17 protein-coding genes and 5 pseudogenes are annotated in these 19,046 nt (G+C 41.2%); 15 read left to right on the forward strand and 7 right to left on the reverse strand.

Annotation, left to right across the window (positions count from 1 at the left end):
• The first annotated feature begins 38 nt into the window (after positions 1-38).
• The 3 genes from FBB35_RS08680 (at position 39) to FBB35_RS08690 (ending at position 2,293) form a co-directional block, all read left to right on the forward strand.
• Positions 39-1,226: a DUF2252 domain-containing protein gene (locus FBB35_RS08680; RefSeq protein ID WP_174709295.1), complete on the forward strand. Its 1,188-nt coding sequence runs from the start codon at positions 39-41 to the stop codon at positions 1,224-1,226.
• 233 nt (positions 1,227-1,459) lie between these two features.
• Positions 1,460-1,810, forward strand: coding sequence for a phospholipid-binding protein (locus FBB35_RS08685; RefSeq protein WP_174709296.1), 351 nt, complete (start codon positions 1,460-1,462; stop codon positions 1,808-1,810).
• A gap of 48 nt (positions 1,811-1,858) precedes the next feature.
• Positions 1,859-2,293 carry a hypothetical protein gene (locus FBB35_RS08690; RefSeq protein ID WP_174709297.1) on the forward strand — a complete coding sequence of 145 codons (435 nt, stop codon included), beginning with the start codon at positions 1,859-1,861 and terminating at the stop codon, positions 2,291-2,293.
• A gap of 254 nt (positions 2,294-2,547) precedes the next feature.
• Here the strand turns inward: FBB35_RS08690 and FBB35_RS08695 are convergent.
• The 3 genes and pseudogenes from FBB35_RS08695 to FBB35_RS08705 form a co-directional block, all read right to left on the reverse strand.
• Positions 2,548-2,786, reverse strand: a pseudogene (locus FBB35_RS08695) (Hsp20/alpha crystallin family protein); the annotation flags it as partial.
• A 295-nt stretch (positions 2,787-3,081) separates the two neighbouring features.
• Positions 3,082-3,561: a hypothetical protein gene (locus tag FBB35_RS08700; RefSeq protein ID WP_174709298.1), complete on the reverse strand. Its 480-nt coding sequence runs from the start codon at positions 3,559-3,561 to the stop codon at positions 3,082-3,084.
• Between the two features lie 321 nt (positions 3,562-3,882).
• Positions 3,883-4,185: pseudogene (locus FBB35_RS08705) on the reverse strand (sensor histidine kinase); the annotation flags it as partial.
• Positions 4,186-4,346: 161 nt separating this feature from the next.
• Here FBB35_RS08705 and FBB35_RS08710 point away from each other — a divergent pair.
• From FBB35_RS08710 to FBB35_RS34515, 5 genes and pseudogenes are all read left to right on the forward strand, one after another.
• The gene (locus FBB35_RS08710; protein ID WP_174709300.1) at positions 4,347-4,616 is read left to right on the forward strand and encodes a 4-Cys prefix domain-containing protein; all 270 of its coding nucleotides are present in this window, start codon (positions 4,347-4,349) and stop codon (positions 4,614-4,616) included.
• Positions 4,617-4,740: 124 nt separating this feature from the next.
• Positions 4,741-5,487, forward strand: a pseudogene (locus tag FBB35_RS08715) (ISAs1 family transposase); the annotation flags it as partial.
• The gene (locus FBB35_RS08720; RefSeq protein ID WP_174709301.1) at positions 5,429-5,680 is read left to right on the forward strand and encodes a transposase family protein; all 252 of its coding nucleotides are present in this window, start codon (positions 5,429-5,431) and stop codon (positions 5,678-5,680) included. The pseudogene FBB35_RS08715 and the gene FBB35_RS08720, both read left to right, overlap by 59 nt.
• A 685-nt stretch (positions 5,681-6,365) precedes the next feature.
• Positions 6,366-7,997 (forward strand): IS1634 family transposase, encoded by a 1,632-nt coding sequence (locus FBB35_RS08725; RefSeq protein WP_174708162.1) that lies wholly within the window; start codon positions 6,366-6,368, stop codon positions 7,995-7,997.
• A gap of 19 nt (positions 7,998-8,016) precedes the next feature.
• Positions 8,017-9,477: pseudogene (locus FBB35_RS34515) on the forward strand (AAA family ATPase); the annotation flags it as partial.
• A gap of 165 nt (positions 9,478-9,642) precedes the next feature.
• Here the strand turns inward: FBB35_RS34515 and FBB35_RS08740 are convergent.
• Positions 9,643-10,392 carry a transposase family protein gene (locus FBB35_RS08740; RefSeq protein WP_368041826.1) on the reverse strand — a complete coding sequence of 250 codons (750 nt, stop codon included), beginning with the start codon at positions 10,390-10,392 and terminating at the stop codon, positions 9,643-9,645.
• Positions 10,393-10,621: 229 nt separating this feature from the next.
• Here FBB35_RS08740 and FBB35_RS08745 point away from each other — a divergent pair.
• Positions 10,622-11,189, forward strand: a pseudogene (locus tag FBB35_RS08745) (ATP-binding domain-containing protein); the annotation flags it as partial.
• Here the strand turns inward: FBB35_RS08745 and FBB35_RS08750 are convergent.
• Positions 11,165-12,085: a transposase gene (locus tag FBB35_RS08750; protein ID WP_174713568.1), complete on the reverse strand. Its 921-nt coding sequence runs from the start codon at positions 12,083-12,085 to the stop codon at positions 11,165-11,167. The pseudogene FBB35_RS08745 and the gene FBB35_RS08750 sit on opposite strands and share 25 nt — an antisense overlap.
• Positions 12,086-12,740: 655 nt before the next feature.
• On the opposite strand from FBB35_RS08750, the gene FBB35_RS08755 reads away from it, so the two are divergent.
• The 5 genes from FBB35_RS08755 to FBB35_RS08775 are packed head-to-tail and all read left to right on the forward strand — an operon-like array spanning position 12,741 to position 16,966.
• Positions 12,741-13,328: a sigma-70 family RNA polymerase sigma factor gene (locus tag FBB35_RS08755; RefSeq protein ID WP_254625883.1), complete on the forward strand. Its 588-nt coding sequence runs from the start codon at positions 12,741-12,743 to the stop codon at positions 13,326-13,328.
• Positions 13,325-13,672, forward strand: coding sequence for a hypothetical protein (locus tag FBB35_RS08760; protein WP_174709305.1), 348 nt, complete (start codon positions 13,325-13,327; stop codon positions 13,670-13,672). Before FBB35_RS08755 ends, FBB35_RS08760 begins: the two co-directional genes overlap by 4 nt.
• 12 nt (positions 13,673-13,684) lie before the next feature.
• Positions 13,685-14,149: a Spy/CpxP family protein refolding chaperone gene (locus FBB35_RS08765; RefSeq protein WP_174709306.1), complete on the forward strand. Its 465-nt coding sequence runs from the start codon at positions 13,685-13,687 to the stop codon at positions 14,147-14,149.
• Between the two features lie 4 nt (positions 14,150-14,153).
• On the forward strand, positions 14,154-15,692 hold the full coding sequence (locus FBB35_RS08770) for a DUF1800 domain-containing protein (RefSeq protein ID WP_174709307.1): 1,539 nt from the start codon (positions 14,154-14,156) through the stop codon (positions 15,690-15,692).
• Positions 15,693-15,733: 41 nt separating this feature from the next.
• Positions 15,734-16,966, forward strand: a complete 1,233-nt coding sequence (locus tag FBB35_RS08775; RefSeq protein WP_174709308.1) for a DUF1501 domain-containing protein — start codon at positions 15,734-15,736, stop codon at positions 16,964-16,966.
• On the opposite strand, the gene FBB35_RS08780 is transcribed toward FBB35_RS08775, so the two are convergent.
• Both FBB35_RS08780 and FBB35_RS08785 read right to left on the reverse strand, forming a co-directional pair.
• On the reverse strand, positions 16,939-17,142 hold the full coding sequence (locus tag FBB35_RS08780) for a hypothetical protein (RefSeq protein ID WP_174709309.1): 204 nt from the start codon (positions 17,140-17,142) through the stop codon (positions 16,939-16,941). The two genes, FBB35_RS08775 and FBB35_RS08780, sit on opposite strands and share 28 nt — an antisense overlap.
• A 263-nt stretch (positions 17,143-17,405) precedes the next feature.
• Positions 17,406-17,792 carry an alkaline phosphatase family protein gene (locus FBB35_RS08785; protein ID WP_174709310.1) on the reverse strand — a complete coding sequence of 129 codons (387 nt, stop codon included), beginning with the start codon at positions 17,790-17,792 and terminating at the stop codon, positions 17,406-17,408.
• Between FBB35_RS08785 and FBB35_RS08790 the strand changes: the two genes are divergently transcribed.
• Entirely contained in the window at positions 17,741-19,045 is a 1,305-nt protein-coding gene (locus FBB35_RS08790) for an AAA family ATPase (protein WP_254625884.1), read from the forward strand. The genes FBB35_RS08785 and FBB35_RS08790 overlap by 52 nt on opposite strands.
• The last annotated feature ends 1 nt before the right edge of the window (position 19,046 follow it).

Below are 19,046 nucleotides of genomic sequence, written 5' to 3' on the forward strand. Positions count from 1 at the left end.
TCTCTACGAGACGCGCTTACCCAACTGAGCCAAGAATTATGACAAAGGATATCATTGACAGAATTCATCGCTTTAACCTTGGACGCAACCCAAAACTGCTTGAATTAAAATACAAAGCAATGCGTTCTGATGTTTTTACTTTTTATCGCGGGACGTGTCATTTATTTTACGAAGACTTCCCTAAAGATTTACTACTGAATGCAGCCCCGCCAGTATGGATTTGTGGTGATTTACACCTCGAAAATTTTGGTAGTTATAAAGGTGATAACCGATTAGTTTACTTTGATATTAATGATTTTGATGAAGCATGTCTTGCTCCTTGCACTTGGGATGTGGTGAGGTTTATTACCAGTGTGATAGTTGGCTCTCACACGCTGAAGGTGAATGAATCAGAAGCATTGCATTTGAGCAATTACTTCCTTGATGCTTACAGCAATGCTTTAGCTAAAGGTACTGCTAGAAGTGTGGAAAAGGAAACCGCTTCCGGCTTAGTTAAAGATTTATTAAGAAGTTTAAAATCCCGCCTTCGTCCAGAATTTTTAGATCAACACACCAAGAGAAAGAAAGGTAAGCGGCACTTAGTTATTGATAATAAGCATATTATTGAAGCCACAGAAGCAGAACAGCGAAAAATTAGAGAACTCATCTCAACTTGGCAAAAATATACACAAAAAGATGCGAATTTTTATCAAGTTTTAGATGTGCAACAACGAATCGCTGGTACAGGTAGTTTAGGGTTAGAACGTTATGCCATTTTAGTAGAAGGTTTTGGTTCTCCTGATGGCAATTATCTATTAGATTTGAAGTTAACAAAAACTTCCTCATTACAACCCTATTTAACACTACCTCAGCCGGATTGGTCGAGTGAATCTGCACGGGTAATAGCTATCCAACAACGGGTGCAAGGAACGCCACCTGCTCTTTTGGGGGTGATAGTTAACGGCAATAAATCTTATGTTTTACGAGAGTTACAGCCAGAAGAAGATCGGGTGAGTCTACAGGCGTGGGATGGAAAGCTGGGACGTTTAGAGAAGTTGATGCAGACAATGGGTGAAGTCACAGCGTGGGATCAATTACGTAGTGGTGGTAGACAAGGTTCTGCAATTGCAGATGATTTAATCAAGTTTGCTCACTTATCTGATTGGCGTAATCAAATCCTAGAGTATGCAACCAACTACTCTTTGCAAGTAGAAATAGATTACCAAGAATTCTGTCAAAAATCGTGAATCTTGCCTAGTCAAGAATTGCTATGTAATTAATTCTGTTTGATTACTTATGCCGCTAGGATTAGAGAAAGATTAATTAATGGAGGGCACGTCCTCATCTGTGGGTAACACCTGCTCCAGAATTTGATTATGGCTTTCCGAATGGTCAGTGAGACTGCTGTTGAGCGTTTATAGCGCAGATCAGTGCAATAATTAACTGTATTTAAATCTATATTCCCAGAGAGATTACAGTTATGGGTTGGTTAAAAAGACTGTTTGGACTTGAATTACCAGAAGATGCTCAAGTTAATCCAGAACAAGCTTTAATTGCTGACAATTCCGAGTCGGGAGAAACTACTCCTTTGGAGAGAGTGGGATTGAATGGTGAATATGACCAAAGTGGATTAGCAAAAAGAGTTGCCTTAGCTTTTGACGAAGATTCACGCTTTGATGATATTGATTCTGTGTATGTTGCTCAGTTGGGAAGTAGCGTAGTTTTAAAGGGAGAAGTAGCAACACAAGAGTTATTGGCACAATTGGTGGAAGTTGCCAGAGGCGTGAGTGGTGCTAGCGATGTGCAGAGTGATGAAGTCAGTATCGGCTAAAATATTGGGAATTAAATATTAAAGGATGAGGAGCAAGAATTAACGGTAATGAACAATCAACTTAAACCTCGTCAATTGAGCATGGTACTGACGTTATTTACAGTGCTGATGCTAGGTAGTTGTGCGAAGAAACCTGAAGAATTTACTAGTACTACACCTCAAACACCAACTGCTATTGCTCCAGCTAATCCTGTCCCTAGTACAGCAGCTAGTCCTGCCCCTGCAAATACAACTTCTAGCTCTAAGAAGCCAGCATCGGCGGGAAATAAAACAGCAGTTTTAGCAGCAGCACAAAATCTAGGGGTGAAACCACAAAACCAAACAACTTGCCCAAGTGATGCACAGGTAAAAGGCAAGATTACGAATAAGAGAGGCAACATTTATCACGTACCCAAAACCTTAGATTATGAAAAAGTAAAGCCGGATATTTGTTTTAAAGATACGAATACAGCACAACTTGCTGGTTTCCGTGCGCCTAAGTGATCTAAACAGGGCAAAGGCAGTTGATTTTTGAAATACTTCTTGGACTATAGCTTCTGGATGCCCAAGTGCGATTCGGTTTTGTCGGTGTGTTGTTTTAAAACTGACCAAATCAATACATCTTGCTTGCGCTCCTGCTCATCGCCCCACCAATTCTGTTAAAATCGCGTCTGCGATCGCATACAAAAGAGCTTGGTTATGAGATGACCAAGCTCTTAGCTATATCAATCAATTATTGTCGGTAGAGAAGTTTTAGACTATGCAGCAGGTTGTTCAAGATTGACCTTGACAACTTTGTTCTTTTCTTGCTCAGTTTTAGGCAGTGTCAAATTCAAAATGCCATCTTTATAATCTGCGCTGACATTGGTATTTTGAATCCGAGCAGATAGGGAATTACACGTTGGAATTTACCATAGTAGAATTCGCTCTTAGTTGTGCCATTGTTTTCGGTTTTAGTTTGGGATTTGCGCTCACCGAAGATCTGAACAGCATCTTCGGGTTCCAAGGGTATTACTGGGAGTTACTTTCCCAGGAGATTATCCAAGAAAACTGAAATGCAAGAAACCTGTTAACGGATTTAGGCGATCGCATTCAAGGACTTTTTACTGAGACAATCTCTTCAAATGCCGGGTTTAAATACTAATAGAATACCAAATACTGTAGCCAAACGGATCTTAATTGATCGGAAAATGAGGTAGAGATTAAGATTAATGCTGCTCTAGTAGAAAGAGCAGCTTTATCTTATACAGGCTCCCTAACCCCAGCTAAAAACAGTCAAATCGATGAATCAACTAAAAGTTCTGGGGTGGCAGTGGTTTTCCTTGGCTCTTAGACACATTAACTACGTTTAAAGCTTTTGCAATTGCAATCACGTCATTATCTAACTGTTTAGCTTTCCCATTGCCAGGACAACTGATATCTTGCGACTGTTGTTCAGCTAATTTAATAGTAGTTGTTGTACCAAAAGAAACAGATTTGGCACAACCAAGTTTTACTGGCAAATTAGATAAAGGTTCAGCAATCTTCACGTCCCGGAAAAACTTTTGTGTCAACTTATGGCTCAATTTACCTCGATTAGACCCTTTGCCATCAACATAATTAACTTCTCCAGATGGTGATACATAAATTCGATATCCAATGGTATTGGTAGAGCCACTATTGACGATAATAACAACATCACTGCGTACAAGCGCCATTGCTGATTGAGACAAGCAAAGCAAAAATGATATACCTGCTAACCCCAATAAGCTCTTAAAAAAAAGTTGATTCATATAATAAACATCCTAATGGATGAGTCAAAGGTTACAAAATTTCATGACTAATGTCCATCTGGATAAGTTTCCTTTATTTATTGATTTTAAATAGCTTATTCAGTAGAAAGCTTTCGTCATACTTTTGTCATAAGTTTATCATAAGTGCGTTAAATTAATATGAGATGATTACCAATTAGACTTTAGTACTTCTATGAACTTGAGTGCTAAACTTTGAGAAAAGCAATTTAAATTTTAAATACGATATTTCTGCTGGTTCATTTAGATCAGGGGAATGGTAACTATGAACTCAGTGCCTTGTCCTGGTTGGGAAATAAATTTTCAAGAACCGCCATGTCTTTGGGTAACAATTTGGTAGCTGATAGAAAGTCCCATTCCCGTACCTTTACCAACAGGCTTGGTGGTAAAAAAGGGGTCAAAGAGACGTTTTTGAACAGACTCTTCTATTCCTTCACCGTTATCGGCAATGCGGATAGTAACTTGATTGTCAAAGATGATTTCTGTGTGAATACAAATCTCTAGAGAAGTCAATAGTCTTTTGTCTTTAGCGACTGATTTAGAGTTGTTTGCAAAAGCCTCTTCTAAAGCATTGATCGCATTTGCCAAAATATTCATAAACACTTGATTAAGCTGCCCTGGGTAACATTACACTAAAGCTACATTGTTATAGTGTTTAATCTCTGAATAATCTTGAGTATTAAACCTCCTGTTTAGGGTAAGTAATAGGGGCTAACACATGGGAATACTTTATATATAGTAATTGCAATAAATAGTATTAATCTAGTATGAGCTACTGTACCAATATTGATTGCTTACATCCGCAAAATTCTGATAGTTCTGGTTTTTGTAATAGTTGTAGTCAGAAATTGTTACTTAAACAGCGATATCGCACACTCGCTGTGATTGGGCATGGTGGCTTTGGGAGAACATTTTTAGCTATTGATGAACATCTTCCAACTCAGCCAAAATGTGCAATCAAACAGCTATGTTTCCCAAAAGAAAATACTGAAGTTTGGCACAAGGCAGTCAGTGTAAGCTCATCTAATTTGGTATAAGATGAGCTTGACAAATTAAGTAAGATAAGCATAAACAAAGGCGGAAAAAATGCACTTGACTTAAGAACAAGATTAATGAGAAGACTTCAATACTGTTGTCCCAAAATCTTCAGGAGTCAAGTTAATGTCACAGGGCTTTGAAACAAAATCTGCGGATGAACTTCAAAACGCACGTAGTCAGCGAAAGTCAAAAGAAATAGCAGACATCGGTAGTATTCAAGAGAGTTTAGTGGAGCATTTTGGAGATATCAAAGACCCGAGAGTAGATCGAACCAAAAAACATCAACTTACAGATATTTTAATAATTGCGATTTTAGCCATCATCGCTGGAGCGCAAGGGTGGGAAGATATTGAGAATTATGGCATCAGCAAGCAACAGTGGTTAGAAGAGTTTTTGGCATTACCAAACGGTATTCCATCTGATAGCGTAGCGTTAGCGAGTCTTCGAGCGTCTGACACCTTCGGTCGAGTATTTGAATTCATCGACCCAGAAGCATTAAATCGATGTTTTCTGCAATGGGTGGAAACCCTAGTTGGTTCGATGGGAGGAGAGATTATCCCCATAGATGGAAAGACCATTAGAGGTTCTTATGATCGAAATCAGAGTCAAAGCGCACTCCACATCATAAGTGCCTGGGCAAGTCAACAACGTTTAGTCTTGGCACAGGTGAAAGTAGAAGATAAATCCAATGAAATTACGGCGATTCCTGCATTATTAGAGTTACTAGATATCACAGGTGCTATCATCACCATTGATGCAATGGGGACACAAACTGAAATTGCCAAACAGATTGTCGCTCAAAAAGCTGATTATGTTTTGGCACTCAAGGCCAATCATCCCACTCTTTATTCTCAAGTCGAACAGTGGTTTGAAACTGAGAAATCAGAAATTATCATCAAGAAGAATTGGTGTTGAACATCTCATCTGTAGAGTCAAAACTTTTCGAGTAGCTAGTGATAGATTTCGTTTAGCTCGACATCGTTATAATCAGATGATAATGGCAGTATGTGGATTAGTTAGGTTACATCTAAATCATTCATTTATACTAAGTCATGATATTTGAATTATCAGCCAAGATATTTTCTTTTTCACAAAGCTATGTTTCTCAAAACTTTTAATAATTTTAATATTTTCATCCCCAAACCCTTATTTTTACGTTCACTCATAAGAGTGTATTTCATCCCACTTATAGTTCGTATAACGCTTTCACAGTAGGCTTTTTATCTTTTGTGGACAAGTCTAATCAGTTCAACCTCCTAAGTCTTCACAGCCGGATATCCTGACTAATCGGATGAAGGAAGCCTATCAGCGAGTTAAGCAAGCTAAAATCTGGGAAGATCCTAATAAAGCAAAAGTTTTAGAGAAGTTGTTAGGCCAAATTGAAGCTTTATTAAAGTAAAATCTAGGGTTTTGTACAACACATTTCACTCTCACCAACCTTTGATATCTAACTTGCATAGCTTGCGACCGTAGACATCGTATGGTTAAATAAAGCAGTATTTTTGACCTTATCATCTACTATTACTGTAATCTCAAAAAATATAGTATTTATGATACTACAATTAACCAACTTCAGTATTATAATAATGTGCGGCCTCTTCTAACAGGCAATGTCCACTCCCCCTAATCTTTCCCCCAACAAGTAAGCGCCTTTCCTCAACACGAAATAATCACTGGAGTTGTAGAACGCCTAACTTTTTACCCTACATTCCGCAGGTAAGAGAGGAGATCAATGGTATTTTTGATGAATGACACCATCAGTATCAGAAATAAGAGTACAAGATATTGACCACTGTGGGATAGTGGCAGGGATTATTGATCAAATGTGTTTGGTAGAGCAAATCAACCAAATACTGGGAACACATCACCAAGAAATAGTCAGTTCAGGTCAAGCAGTCAAAGCAATGATTCTCAATGGCTTGGGTTTAGTAAGTGCGCCACTATACCTATTTGAGAAGTTCTTTGTAGGCAAAGCCACAGAGCATTTACTAGGGGAAGGTATAAGTCCAGAACACTTGAATGATGACCGCTTGGGCAGAGTCTTGGACAAACTGTATGAAGCGGGATTAACACAAGTATTTGTGACAGTAGCACTGGCAGCAGCCAAGAAGTTTGGGGTGGAAAAGGACAGTTTACACTTGGATTCAAGTTCGTTTCATGTGCATGGAGAATATACCAACAACTCAACAGAAGGTTCAGGCAAGCCAAGAGAGATAACAATCACAAAAGGATACTCAAGAGATCATCGACCAGACCTGAAACAGTTTATTGTAGACCTGATGTGCAGTGGAGACGGGGATATTCCTCTATATCTAAATCTAAGAGTGGCAGATGGGAATGAAGCCGACTCAGCCGTGTTTGCTCAAATCTTGAAAGAATTTCGTCACCAATGGGAAATAGATGCTTTGTTTGTAGCGGATGCAGCACTCTACACCGAAGGCAATCTTAAACAAATGGATTCTTTGCGATGGCTATCACGAGTTCCAGCCACACTGACTACTGCCCAATTACTCTTGGAGAAAATGAGTCAGGAAGCTTTTGTGGATAGCATAGTCACAGGCTACCGAATAGCAGAGTGTTGCTGCGATTATGGTGGAGTCAAACAGCGTTGGCTAGTGGTGGAAAGTGAAGCTCGTGCCGCAGCAGATTTAAAGCAACTGGAAAAACGTCTGACTAAGCACCTCCAACAAGCACAATCTCAACTGCGACAGTTGTCACAACAAGAATTTGCTTGTGCCGCAGACGCGATACAGGCTTCAGGGCGTTTTGAGACTCAGCAACGCTTTCATGAACTTGCTGAACTAGAAATTATCGAACACAAACGCCATGCCAAATCAGGCAGACCACGTAAAGATGCTCAACCACAACAGTGTTACTATCAAATTCGTGCGACTGTTGTACCTAACGAGCTAGCAATTGCCACTGAAAAACAACGAGCCGGGCGTTTTATTTTGGCTACCAATGTTCTTGATGCTCAACAATTGAGCAATGATGACTTACTCAAGCAGTACAAAGCCCAGCAATCTACTGAGCGTGGTTTTCGTTTTCTCAAAGACCCTTTATTTTTTACCAGCAGTGTTTTTCTCAACTCGAAAGAACGTGTTGCTGCTTTAGCAATGGTCATGGGTCTATGCTTGTTAGTTTACACTTTGGGACAACGGGCGTTACGCCAAGCTCTAGCTCAAGCAAAACAAACCATCAACAATCAATTGGGTAAACCAACTGCCTCTCCTACGATGCGGTGGGTGTTTCAATGTTTCATGTCGATTCATCTGGTAACGATCGCTGGCTTTCAACACATTACCAATCTTACTGACGAACGACGATGGATTCTCCAATTTCTTGGTGCGCCTTGCCGAAAATATTATCTTCTCACCTGATATACCTGCGGAATGTGGGTTTTACTCTACTGAGTCAGACTATACTGTGGCAAGGCTGACCCGCCCCCGAAGCAACGAACTCACAACAATTGTCGGCAGCTTTGCTAATATTCAACCAGGTCAAACTCTGCAACTTACGGGTTTTTGGCGTGACCATCCGCAGTTTGGGCCACAATTCCAAGTCATCAACTACCAGGAAACAAAACCTGCCACTCTCACCGGAATTGAGAAATATTTGGGCAGTGGACTAATTAAAGGTGTAGGGATAGTCACAGCCAAGGGTATCGTAGCTCACTTTGGACTTGAAACTCTTGAAATTATCGAAAATCAGATTGAACGACTGATTGAAGTCCAGGGCATCGCTAAAAAATGGGCGAACCGGGAGTGGTCAACCCAAAAAGCGATAAAAGAAGTGATGGTGTTTCTCCAAGGACATGGCGTTTCTACCACTTATGCCGTGAAGATTTACAAACAGTATAAGGATGAGGCGATCGCCACTGTAACCAAAAACCCCTACCAGCTAGCAGCCGACATCTACGGGATTGGCTTTCTAACTGCTGACAAGATTGCGAGAAATATAGGAATTGCCCCAGACTCAGAATTTCGTTATCGTGCGGGGATTATCCACTGTCTAAGTGAGGCTGCTGAAGATGGTCACTGTTACCTACCTCAGCCAGAATTGATTGAGTCGGTAATTAAACTGCTGACTACCGAATCTCATCAGCCTACAGAAGAAGCGATCGCGCTCATTATTTAAGGATATGGCTCTAGCAGACGACCTGATTAGAGAGTGGGATGAGGATAAAACATTACTTTGCTACAAACCGACTTACTTTCATACAGAACAGAATTTAGCTCAACTGATACGCCAACGCTTGGAAAATCCTGTCGGTACTGATATTGAGCGCGTGCGTGATTGGATTGACCGCTTTACTGCTAGCCGTAAAATCCAGCTTTCAGAACAGCAACGTCAAGCCGTAGAAACAGCAGCTTATTCCAAAATCATGATCCTGACTGGTGGCCCTGGCGTTGGAAAGACTTTCACTACCCACACAATTGTCAGTTTGTGGAAAGCGATGGGGAAATCTATTGCCCTGGCTGCACCTACTGGACGAGCTGCTCAACGTTTGGGTGAAATGACTGGGCTAGAAGCCAAAACCATACATCGATTGTTAGAATTTGACCCTGTTCAAGGGGTTTCAAGCGCGATAGCGAAAATCCTTTACCCCACACGGCAATTATCGCTGACGAAGCCAGTATGCTTGATTTGTTTCTGGCTTACTCCTTGGTGAAAGCAGTATTAGCTGGCGCTCTACTATTGTTGGTGGGTGACATTGACCAGTTACCATCTGTGGGCCCAGGTCAAATACTCGCTGATTTGATTAATTCTGGTTGCGTGCCAGTAGTGCGGTTAACTCAGGTATTCCGCCAAGCTCAAACAAGTGTAATTATCACTGCTGCTCATCAAATTAATCGAGGAATAGACTTGTCCGAAAACTCCAAAGCCAGACTGTTCAAAGCTTTGAGGCAAAACTTTGATATTTGCGGAAAAACGCAGTAATAAGGCTTTGAGACAGTTACTGTTAGTTTAGAGGCATAAAATATCACTCCTATTTTTTGAGATTTTCCTAACTACTCTTAGTAGTTAAGTTGGCAAAATTAAGCTACCTATTCTTAATCTAACCAATCCACATACTGTGAAAATAATTTGTTCATAAGTATCGAGCTTTAATCGAAATCTTTGTGAAGCTATGCGAAATATTTTAAGTAATCGAATTAAATGTTCAATGAATATTCGATTACTAGATAAAGCCTTGTTTTCATCTTTTTGCTGTTGAGTTAATTCTCGCTTCGGTTTTCTTTTATGAGGAGTAGTGATGTTTTCGCCACCTTGAAACCCTTTATCACCTGAAAAAGTTTGAGATTTATCAAATTTGTGCTGAGATTGACGAAACAATTTTATATCTGCTGTTGGCCCAGGAACGCCTATCTCTACTTCTACAATATCCTTACCTTCTGGTATCCCAATCATTAAACTTTTTAATGTATGTTGCCTCTTCTTACCAGAAAAATATTTTTGTTGTTCCTTTTGGTCAGAATCCCTATATATTGGTTGTTCTAGACTATCGACTAACAGCCGAAAATTGGTTAATATTTCTTGAACAAATAGTAAATCACTCTCATTATTTGATACTTGTTCTAATAAACTAGCGGGTAAAATGTCTCGCAGGATTGGTATCCAGTAATGAAAAGTATCGTTAGCCTCTGTCTTCGATACCTCAAATAAAATTCCTAATACAAGAAAAGTTGGCATCTGTCTTAGATAAAATAAGCACAAACATACTTGTTCGTCGGTTGATAACTTTTCGGGACGACCACCACCAGATGCATTCATTCTAATTTTCTGACTCTCCTGTTTAGTTTTGATGTCTTGGTGTCGTTTTATGGCGCAATTTAATAATGATTGTAGTTGCTTGTAACTAATCCCTAAAATTTGTTTTGTTCTGTGTGGATATTTCTCGATATAATCAAAAACCATAACTAATTCTGAAAAATGGTAAACGCTCAACTTAACGTTTTACCATTTTTATTTTCCTAAGTTAATATTTCGGACAAGTCTAATTTATCCCACAATTGAGCCTATATCTGATAATCCCATGTCCGATTGTATTTGGTATGGCGGCGGACATCAGCCCGAACATGGTGTACAGGCAATCTGCGAATTGATTACAGACTTGCTCCCCGGCTTAGGTTTTAATCCTGCCACTGATGTCCAAGTGCTTTGCCCGATGACACGGGGAGTTGTGGGTACTCGCAATCTTAATACCGTGTTGCAGCAGTTGATTAATCCACCCAGCCCCAACAAGGTGGAGATTAACAGAGGTGGGAATTTGTTACGTGAGGGCGATCGCATCATCCAGCTAACCAACGACTTCAACCGCGAAGTTTTCAACGGCGACTTGGGAATAATCCTCACCATTGATACTGTCGAGCAGGAAGTTACAGTACTGTATGGTGAGCGGACTGTGGTTTACGATTACGCTGACCTGAATGAAATTGCCCTTGCCTGGAGCATTTCTATTCATAAAAGCCAAGGCTCAGAATATCCGGTGATAGTTCTGCCAATCTATATGCAGCACTATTATGATGTTAACCCGAAACCTGTTTTACACTGGTATAACTCGTGCCAAGTAGTTAGGATGGGATTTAATTAGAGTCAGCGAGAGTCCTAACGTTGAAATAAAGGTGTCGAGCAAATGGTCATTGAGTGCCCGTCGCTTGACACTTGCCATTGAAAAGACAAAGGGTTTCTGACCTGATTGCTGTTGATGAGCATCGAGCTTGGCAAGATTTAATGCGGTGAAACTGGCATTGAAATGAAAATCAAGCTTTTTAACATCACGGGCTTGACAATCACTCAGCCCGGTAAATTGTTTAGCATCGCGGAAGATGAATTCGATTTGAAAGCGCAGTTTGTAGAAACGATAAATATCGTCTGCCGATTGGTTGATATCTGTCGAGAATAAGACAGCATAACTTGGCTTGTTAGGCTTACGGCGATCAAGTAAATAAGCCAGATGGATCTTGCGCTTGAGTGAAACGTGCCATACAACTGCTGTGTAGAGTTCAACGCCTGATTGTAATTCGCGTACCCAAGTCAAGCCAGTAGGGTCGGCTAGATCAACTTTGCCATCATATTTGCGTTTAGCTCTCCGTGCTTTCTGTTCGCCCTCGAACACATATCGTAGATTCGCGTCTCGGCGCAGTTTACTAATCACATCCAGGTTGAGTGCCCTGACCCCTGTGACAAAAGGCTCCTTGGCATATGCTCCATCTACAGCAAGGTAGCGAACTTGGGGAGGTAATTGAGGTTGAGTAATTTCCAGGTGGTGGAGATAGTAGTCCATCCGCGTCAGGTCTGGACAGAAGGTTTGGTCAAATGTTTGTTCAGCAAGCAGACCATAGCCTACTTCAGTTTCTACATCTACCACTGCCACCAAGGACACTTCTAACCCTCTCTCGACTCGATTATGACTGCCATTGTAAAATTGGTCGAGTCCAAAGGTCTTTTTGCCGCTTTTGGCAATGAATGAGCAATCCATGAGGGCAATCATTGAGTGATTTTCAGACGTTGCTGCTTTAATTACTTCCGCGTTGAACTCTAGCGTTGTCAAACTGTTTTTTAAACTGTCGGCGATAAGTTCTCTCTGTTCGTTGGCTGTAGCGACTCAAATTGGGTTTTGTTTACCTTGCCACAGGCAATTAGAATCGTGGCAAATAGCGTTGTTAATGCTTTGATCTGCGGTTTGTGGAAAATTCCCATTTTGGTCAGTAAGCTTTGTACAATTTCCATATGGCTATCGAATCGGTGCAAGTTTTTTGTAATCAGCACCTTAATGGTTCGATAGCTTTCTTGTCTATTCCCTCAAATAAAAATTGTCCGGAGTATTGTAAAGATATACCTTTGATTGAACCAGAAATCTATAGTTTTAGACTTCTTGCTTTTACAAAAGGTTCAGTTAGCAGATAACGATTTCAAAAAATACTAAGTAGAACTGCGTAAATATTTTTAGTTGGGATAAAGCAGAAGGCAGAATAAAAAAGGGTTTTAGTTCAATTGGACTTTCTTAACATAGTTTTGTTTTTTCCAACTTCTAACTCATTTGAACCTTTTTCACATTCATCCGGTCTAAATAAATACAAGCAACAAACGAATAGAGGAGAACGCCTCAAGTGTTAGTTGTGCCCGCCGAGGTTTCAAAAGCAAATTCATTGATTGGTGAATCAGAAAGCGAATCTGACAGTCATCTAGTACAGCAGTGCCTGTGGGGTGATACCCAAAGCTACGGTCAGCTTTACCGTCGTCATCAGCAAAGAGTGAGGTCAATCCTCTACAAACTCTGTACTCCTGCCAGTCTGGATGATGTGGTGCAGGAAGTGTTTCTGCAAGCCTGGAAAGGATTGCCCAAGTTTCGCCAAACAGCAAAATTTTCCACCTGGCTGTACCGAATCGCTTGGAACGTGGCTTGTGACCAACGACAGGCAGATGTTAAAAGGCGAACTCAGTTACAGATTCTGACTGAAAAAACTCCTACCCAACAGGAAGCCCCAGAGTTAATGAATCTGCATTATCAAGACCTTGTGCAACGGGGACTAGCAAACCTAAGTTTTGACCATCGCACGATATTGGTTTTGCATGATTTGGAAGAAGTACCTCAAAAAGAGATTGCACAAATCCTAGACATTCCACTAGGAACAGTCAAATCACGCCTATTCCATGCTCGTGCTGCCATGCGTCAATTTCTCCAAAACCAAGGAGTACAGCTATGACAAAGTTGCCCAATGACGATCCTGATTTAATTAATTTTCTGCGCCAACATCGCCAAGAAGTTCCGCCAGCCTCGCCGGATTTAGAACAACAAATTTTACAACAGGTGAAAGCCTGGCCTTTGTCACCCTTACGCCACTATTCAAGGCTGAGGTTAGTTCTGCCTGCTCTTGCTGCTGGATTAGTCGCTGCTATAGTTGGCTACCGTGCCTTTATACCGGCTCAACCGAGTCCGGCTGAACTTGCCACATTGGAAGCCTTTATTGAAAGTAATTGGCAAGGTACAGTCAGTAACCAACATCTGGAAAGTGATGTATGGCATTCTACAGACTTAGATACTGAATAGGAGATCGCTTTAATGTTAATCCGTCGTGTTTCCATTTTGGCGGTGGCGATGGTTGCACTTGGTAGCACTATTGCTCTGGCCAAGCCAACTTTACTTTCACACCAAGTCATTGCCCAAACCCCCACTAGTTCACCTCATCCAAATCCTGGTAAATCACGGGGATGGCTCAAGGATTTAAGTTTGACATCCCAACAACTGCAACAGATTAAGGAAATTCGTAATCAATCAAAACAGCAGATAGCCCAAAAATCACAAGAGATACGTCAAGGACAACAGGAATTACACGATTTGATAGTAGGGAGAGCTACTAAAGAGCAAGTCCGGGGTAAATATAACCAAATTAAGCTTGTAAAGCAGCAACTTGCTGATATGCAGTTTGAAAATACCCTTGCCATCCGGGAAATCTTAAACCCAGAGCAACGGCAGAAATTTGCCGATCGCATGTATAAGAAAAATCCTCCAGCACGGCAAAATTAGCTCTATGACTGTAAAGCCGAAATATTGGGTGTTGTTGCTGTTGCTCTTACTGGGAGGAATTGCCCCTGGTAATGCAGCCTCCACACCTGTTGACCCAAAGGTATTACATATAATTAATCGCCTCAGTTTTGGCCCTCGTCCGGGAGACGTGCAAAGAGTGGAGTCTATGGGTGTAGAGCGATACATTCAGGAGCAACTCTCACCCGAATCGATTCCCGAACCGCAAAGTCTCACCAGCCAACTAAAGCAGCTAGATACTCTCCACTTGAATCCGGTGGAACTTTTAGAATATGGCACAACAAATCTTCCAGGACAAAAACCCACCCAGTCTGAAAGAAAAGCTGCCAATGAAAGGGCTAAACAGGTACTAGATCAGGCAGTCCAGGCGCGATTATTAGAGGCAACTAGCAGTCAGCGACAACTCCAGGAAGTGATGGTGGACTTTTGGTACAACCATTTTAATGTGGATGCTGCTAAAGGACGCGATCGCCTCTGGGTGGGAGCTTATGAACAACAGGCAATTCGACCTTACGCTTTGGGTCACTTTCGTGACTTATTAGGAGCAACCGCTCATCATCCAGCTATGCAGTATTATCTAGACAACTTCCAAAATCGGGCTGACAGTCGCCCTGATGCCCAAGGTAATATTCGAGGTTTGAATGAGAACTATGCCCGCGAACTGATGGAGCTACACACTCTCGGCGTAGATGGAGGGTATACTCAGCAAGATGTGATTGCTCTGGCGCGAATTTTAAGTGGTTGGGGTTTTAGTCGTCCCGGTCAGCAGACAGATAATAGTTTCGGATTTTACTTTAATCCAAAACGTCATGATTTTAGCGACAAAGTTTTCTTGGGACACACAATAAAAAGCGGTGGTGAAGCCCAAGGGGAGAAAGCTTTAGATATTTTGGCCCGTAGTCCGGTGACTGCACATCACATCAGCTATCAGATAGCTCAATATTTTGTCAGCGATGTTCCCCCAACTGATCTGGTAAACAATCTCACACAACGTTATCTTGCCACTGATGGCAATATTCGTGAGGTTCTCAACACCCTATTCCACAGCCGGGAATTCTGGGATGCAAAAAACTTTAATGCCAAGTTTAAAACACCACTTCAATACGCTATCTCTGCGGTACGGGCTACAGGTGTCGAAGTAAATAACACAAAACCAATCTCCAATCTGCTGCAACAGATGGGAATGCCTTTATACGGTTGCCAAACTCCAGATGGTTACAAAAACACAGCAGATGTGTGGTTAAATCCTGATGCAATGAATCGCCGCCTCAGTTTTGCTTTGGCGATCGCTAATGGAAATTTACCCTTATCAAGCATCCCCACAAATATGGAACAGGGACAGCAAACAATTGGCACAGGGCAAAGACCTTTACAAAAGTCTCCTAGTATTCCTGTAGATGCTTCGCAACTAACCAATACCTTGGGCAATTCGTTTTCAATAAAAACCCAGGAAGCGATCGCCTCTAGTTCCCCTCAAATTCATAGTGCTTTAATTTTGGGCAGTCCAGAATTTATGCATCGTTAGTTACACAATTTTGAAGTTATAAAACTTCAGTAATTTTAATTATGAAAAGACGTGACTTCTTAATCCAAAGTGGAATTTTTTCCACTTCCGCGATCGCAGCTATAGCTAGCAATGCTTGGGTGGCTAGATCCGCTACCCAAAATAGTAACCAGAAGCGCTTAATTGTAATTTTCCTTCGTGGCGCGGTAGACGGTTTAAACATCGTAGTTCCTTACTCAGAGACAGCTTACTATCAAGCCCGACCGCAAATTGCTATTCCCCAACCAGGGAAGGAAGGGGGAGTAATAGATTTAGATGGACGCTTTGGGTTGCATCCAGCATTAGCTACTTTGATACCAGAATGGCAGCAGAACAGCTTGGCATTTGTTCATGCTTGTGGTTCTCCCGATCCAACTCGCTCTCACTTTGATGCTCAACAATATATGGAAAACGCTACTCCTGGCAACAAGCATACTCAGGATGGTTGGATGAATCGTTTACTAGGGGTGATTTCTCAAAAAACACCCATTCAAGCAGTAAGCGTTGGAGAAACAACACCCTGGATTTTTTCTGGCCGAATGCCTGTAGCTAACATTGCATCAGGGAGGAATGCTAAGAGACCTCTGCCAATAGATCGTCCTCAATTAGCAGCAGCATTCGATCGACTTTATAGCAGTAATGATGCTTTAAGTCAGACCTATCACCAAGGACGAATGGCGCGTCAGGCGATCATGAGTGACCTAGATAGTGAAATGAATTTGGCGAATAATGGTGCGCCTTCACCTGATGGTTTCGCCAGCGATGCCCAACGATTAGCGCAACTAATGCTCAAAGATTCCAGAATTGAGTTAGGGTTTATGGCTTTGGGGGGTTGGGATACTCATGTCAATCAAGGTAGCACTGAAGGACAGTTAGCTCGGAACTTAAAAAAATTGGGTAATGGTTTGGCAGCTTTAGTCAAAAGTTTGGGGAGCGTTTACCAGAATACAATAATTGTTGTAATGTCCGAGTTTGGTCGTACAGTCAAGCAAAATGATAACGGTGGTACTGACCACGGTCATGGGAATGTTATGTGGGTTTTGGGCGGTCAAATTCGCGGCGGTAAAGTTTACGGTGAATGGCCTAGCCTATCTACAGCCCAACTTTATCAAGGTAGGGACTTGGCTATTACCACTGATTTTCGGGATGTTATCTCTGCTGTGTTAGAAGATCATCTACATCTTAATGAAGCAAAATTGAATCAAGTGTTGCCAAATTATGCATCTACTCAGAAAGTAGCATTAATTGTCAAGTAAGCAATTCTGACCATTACCTTTGATGAGTCTCCGGTGGCAACCGTCAAACTAGAATGAGTTGGTTGCTGAAGCTGTGTCAAATTATGATTGAGATTAGCGATCGCTTCCACTGCTAGAAAAAATCCCCTTTCGATAATATGTTTTGGAGTCAGAATAGGATACGTTCGATTCAGCATTGGAATCAGACTACTAGGCCAATTTACACCTAAATAAATTGGTAATAATTCAGGAGTCAGAATAGTTGAAGAATCAGAAGAATACTTAATAAATTAGTTAAAGGGAGAAAACTTTTTGTTTTTCTCCCTTTAATGTTGGTGCAAGATTTTAAAATCTGAGTTGTACTATGCTTATTTATCAAATTACAGGTCAACAATGAAACTACCAGGCAGTTATAAAATTGTGAATGCTGAAAGAGTTGGTGTAGTAGATTATATCTTGATTATTTTTTCACAAATAGATTGGTCATCGGTCTAACTCCTTTAGTCGTGTCATTAGCAGAGTTTAAGTATTCATAGATGCCAAAAGCATCTTCAGTAGTTCGTAGCAATGAGTAGTGATTATAGGGTGTGTTATCTACAATGCGCTGTGAGGCGTGATTAGTAATCACAATCGTCGCAATGTGACCGCCGCCAAAGTTAGCTTTGCTATCAGGATCGAAACCACAACAACCTTGAATTTGGGCTTTGTCAGGAGGATTACTATCTTCATCCCAAGTAATAATAATCGCATTGTTGCCAGACTCAGACCACAACTTAGAAGGAGCAAACCGGGCGGATGAACCGTTTACTCGATTACCGCACCGATTTTTACTCCCTTGGTGTGACATTTTACGAACTGCTAACCGGACATCTGCCGTTTCCCACAACCGACATACTTGAGTTAGTCCACTGTCATATAGCTAAACAGCCTGTTCCACCTCATGAAATAAATACAACGATTCCTAAGCCAGTTTCAGATATCATTTTCAAACTGATGGCGAAAAATGCAGAAGATCGCTCTGTTCCACCTCATGAAATAAATACAACGATTCCTAAGCCAGTTTCAGATATCATTTTCAAACTGATGGCGAAAAATGCAGAAGATCGCTATCAGAGTGCTTGGGGAATCAAAGCAGATTTAGAAATCTGTGCTGAATTAGCAGAAATCTGTCAAATCTCTAGCATTCAACTTGGGTTTCAAGACGTTTCGGGTAAGTTTCAAATTCCCCAAAAACTGTATGGACGGGACAAGGAAGTTGCAATGTTACTGGCGGCGTTTAATCGCGTAGCGTGTTCAGAGTCAAATTGCGTCGCTACTTTATCAAAGAATTCGGAACACAGAGAACAAGCGGGCAATCCAAAATTCCAAGTCGAAATGATGTTGGTATCTGGCTATGCTGGCATTGGGAAATCTGCGTTAGTGCAGGAAATCTATAAACCAATTACCCAAAAGCGCGGCTATTTTATCTCTGGTAAATTTGATCAATTTCAGCGCAATATTCCCTACAGCGCGATCGCATCTGCCCTGCAAAAATTGGTGCAGCAAATACTTGGCGAACCAAATGACAAAGTGCAACAGTGGCGATCGCACCTTCTAATAGCTTTAGAAACCAACGGACAAATTATCATTGATGTGATCCCGGAAGTTGAATTAATTATTGGTAAGCAGCCACCCGTCCCAGAAATTGGAGCAACTGAAGCTCAAAATCGCTTTCATCGAATCTTTGGGCAGTTTGTGCGGGTGTTTTGTTCAGAATCACATCCCCTGGTGATCTTCTTAGATGATTTGCAGTGGATAGACTCAGCAACGCTGAAGTTAATCGAGTTGATGCTCCTTGATGAGCAAACCCAATCACTATTTTTGATTGGAGCCTATCGAGATAATGAAGTAAATCAAACGCATCCATTAGCATTAATGCTAGAAAAACTGCGAAAAAAAGGGGCAGTGCTTCAAGAAATTATCCTGACACCATTAACGCTCTTGCCGTTGAGTCAGTTAATTGCCGAGACGCTACATCACAATATTGACAATGTTCATTCTTTAGCTGAGTTGGTATTGCGTAAAACTGAGGGCAATCCTTTTTTGTCAATGAATTCTTGAG

Origin of the sequence: Nostoc sp. TCL240-02 (assembly GCF_013343235.1) — a bacterium.
Taxonomy (GTDB): Bacteria; Cyanobacteriota; Cyanobacteriia; order Cyanobacteriales; family Nostocaceae; genus Nostoc.

Excerpts from the sequence above, each read along its gene's own strand:
- FBB35_RS08680 (WP_174709295.1), top strand. The coding sequence starts at position 39 with ATGACAAAGGATATCATTGACAGAATTCATCGCTTTAACCTTGGACGC.
- FBB35_RS08685 (WP_174709296.1), top strand. The coding sequence starts at position 1,460 with ATGGGTTGGTTAAAAAGACTGTTTGGACTTGAATTACCAGAAGATGCT.
- FBB35_RS08690 (WP_174709297.1), top strand. The coding sequence starts at position 1,859 with ATGAACAATCAACTTAAACCTCGTCAATTGAGCATGGTACTGACGTTA.
- FBB35_RS08700 (WP_174709298.1), bottom strand. The coding sequence starts at position 3,561 with ATGAATCAACTTTTTTTTAAGAGCTTATTGGGGTTAGCAGGTATATCA.
- FBB35_RS08710 (WP_174709300.1), top strand. The coding sequence starts at position 4,347 with ATGAGCTACTGTACCAATATTGATTGCTTACATCCGCAAAATTCTGAT.
- FBB35_RS08720 (WP_174709301.1), top strand. The coding sequence starts at position 5,429 with ATGTTTTGGCACTCAAGGCCAATCATCCCACTCTTTATTCTCAAGTCG.
- FBB35_RS08725 (WP_174708162.1), top strand. The coding sequence starts at position 6,366 with ATGACACCATCAGTATCAGAAATAAGAGTACAAGATATTGACCACTGT.
- FBB35_RS08740 (WP_368041826.1), bottom strand. The coding sequence starts at position 10,392 with ATGAATGCATCTGGTGGTGGTCGTCCCGAAAAGTTATCAACCGACGAA.
- FBB35_RS08760 (WP_174709305.1), top strand. The coding sequence starts at position 13,325 with ATGACAAAGTTGCCCAATGACGATCCTGATTTAATTAATTTTCTGCGC.
- FBB35_RS08765 (WP_174709306.1), top strand. The coding sequence starts at position 13,685 with ATGTTAATCCGTCGTGTTTCCATTTTGGCGGTGGCGATGGTTGCACTT.
- FBB35_RS08770 (WP_174709307.1), top strand. The coding sequence starts at position 14,154 with ATGACTGTAAAGCCGAAATATTGGGTGTTGTTGCTGTTGCTCTTACTG.
- FBB35_RS08775 (WP_174709308.1), top strand. The coding sequence starts at position 15,734 with ATGAAAAGACGTGACTTCTTAATCCAAAGTGGAATTTTTTCCACTTCC.
- FBB35_RS08780 (WP_174709309.1), bottom strand. The coding sequence starts at position 17,142 with ATGCTGAATCGAACGTATCCTATTCTGACTCCAAAACATATTATCGAA.
- FBB35_RS08790 (WP_254625884.1), top strand. The coding sequence starts at position 17,741 with ATGAACCGTTTACTCGATTACCGCACCGATTTTTACTCCCTTGGTGTG.
- FBB35_RS08785 (WP_174709310.1), bottom strand. The coding sequence starts at position 17,792 with ATGTCACACCAAGGGAGTAAAAATCGGTGCGGTAATCGAGTAAACGGT.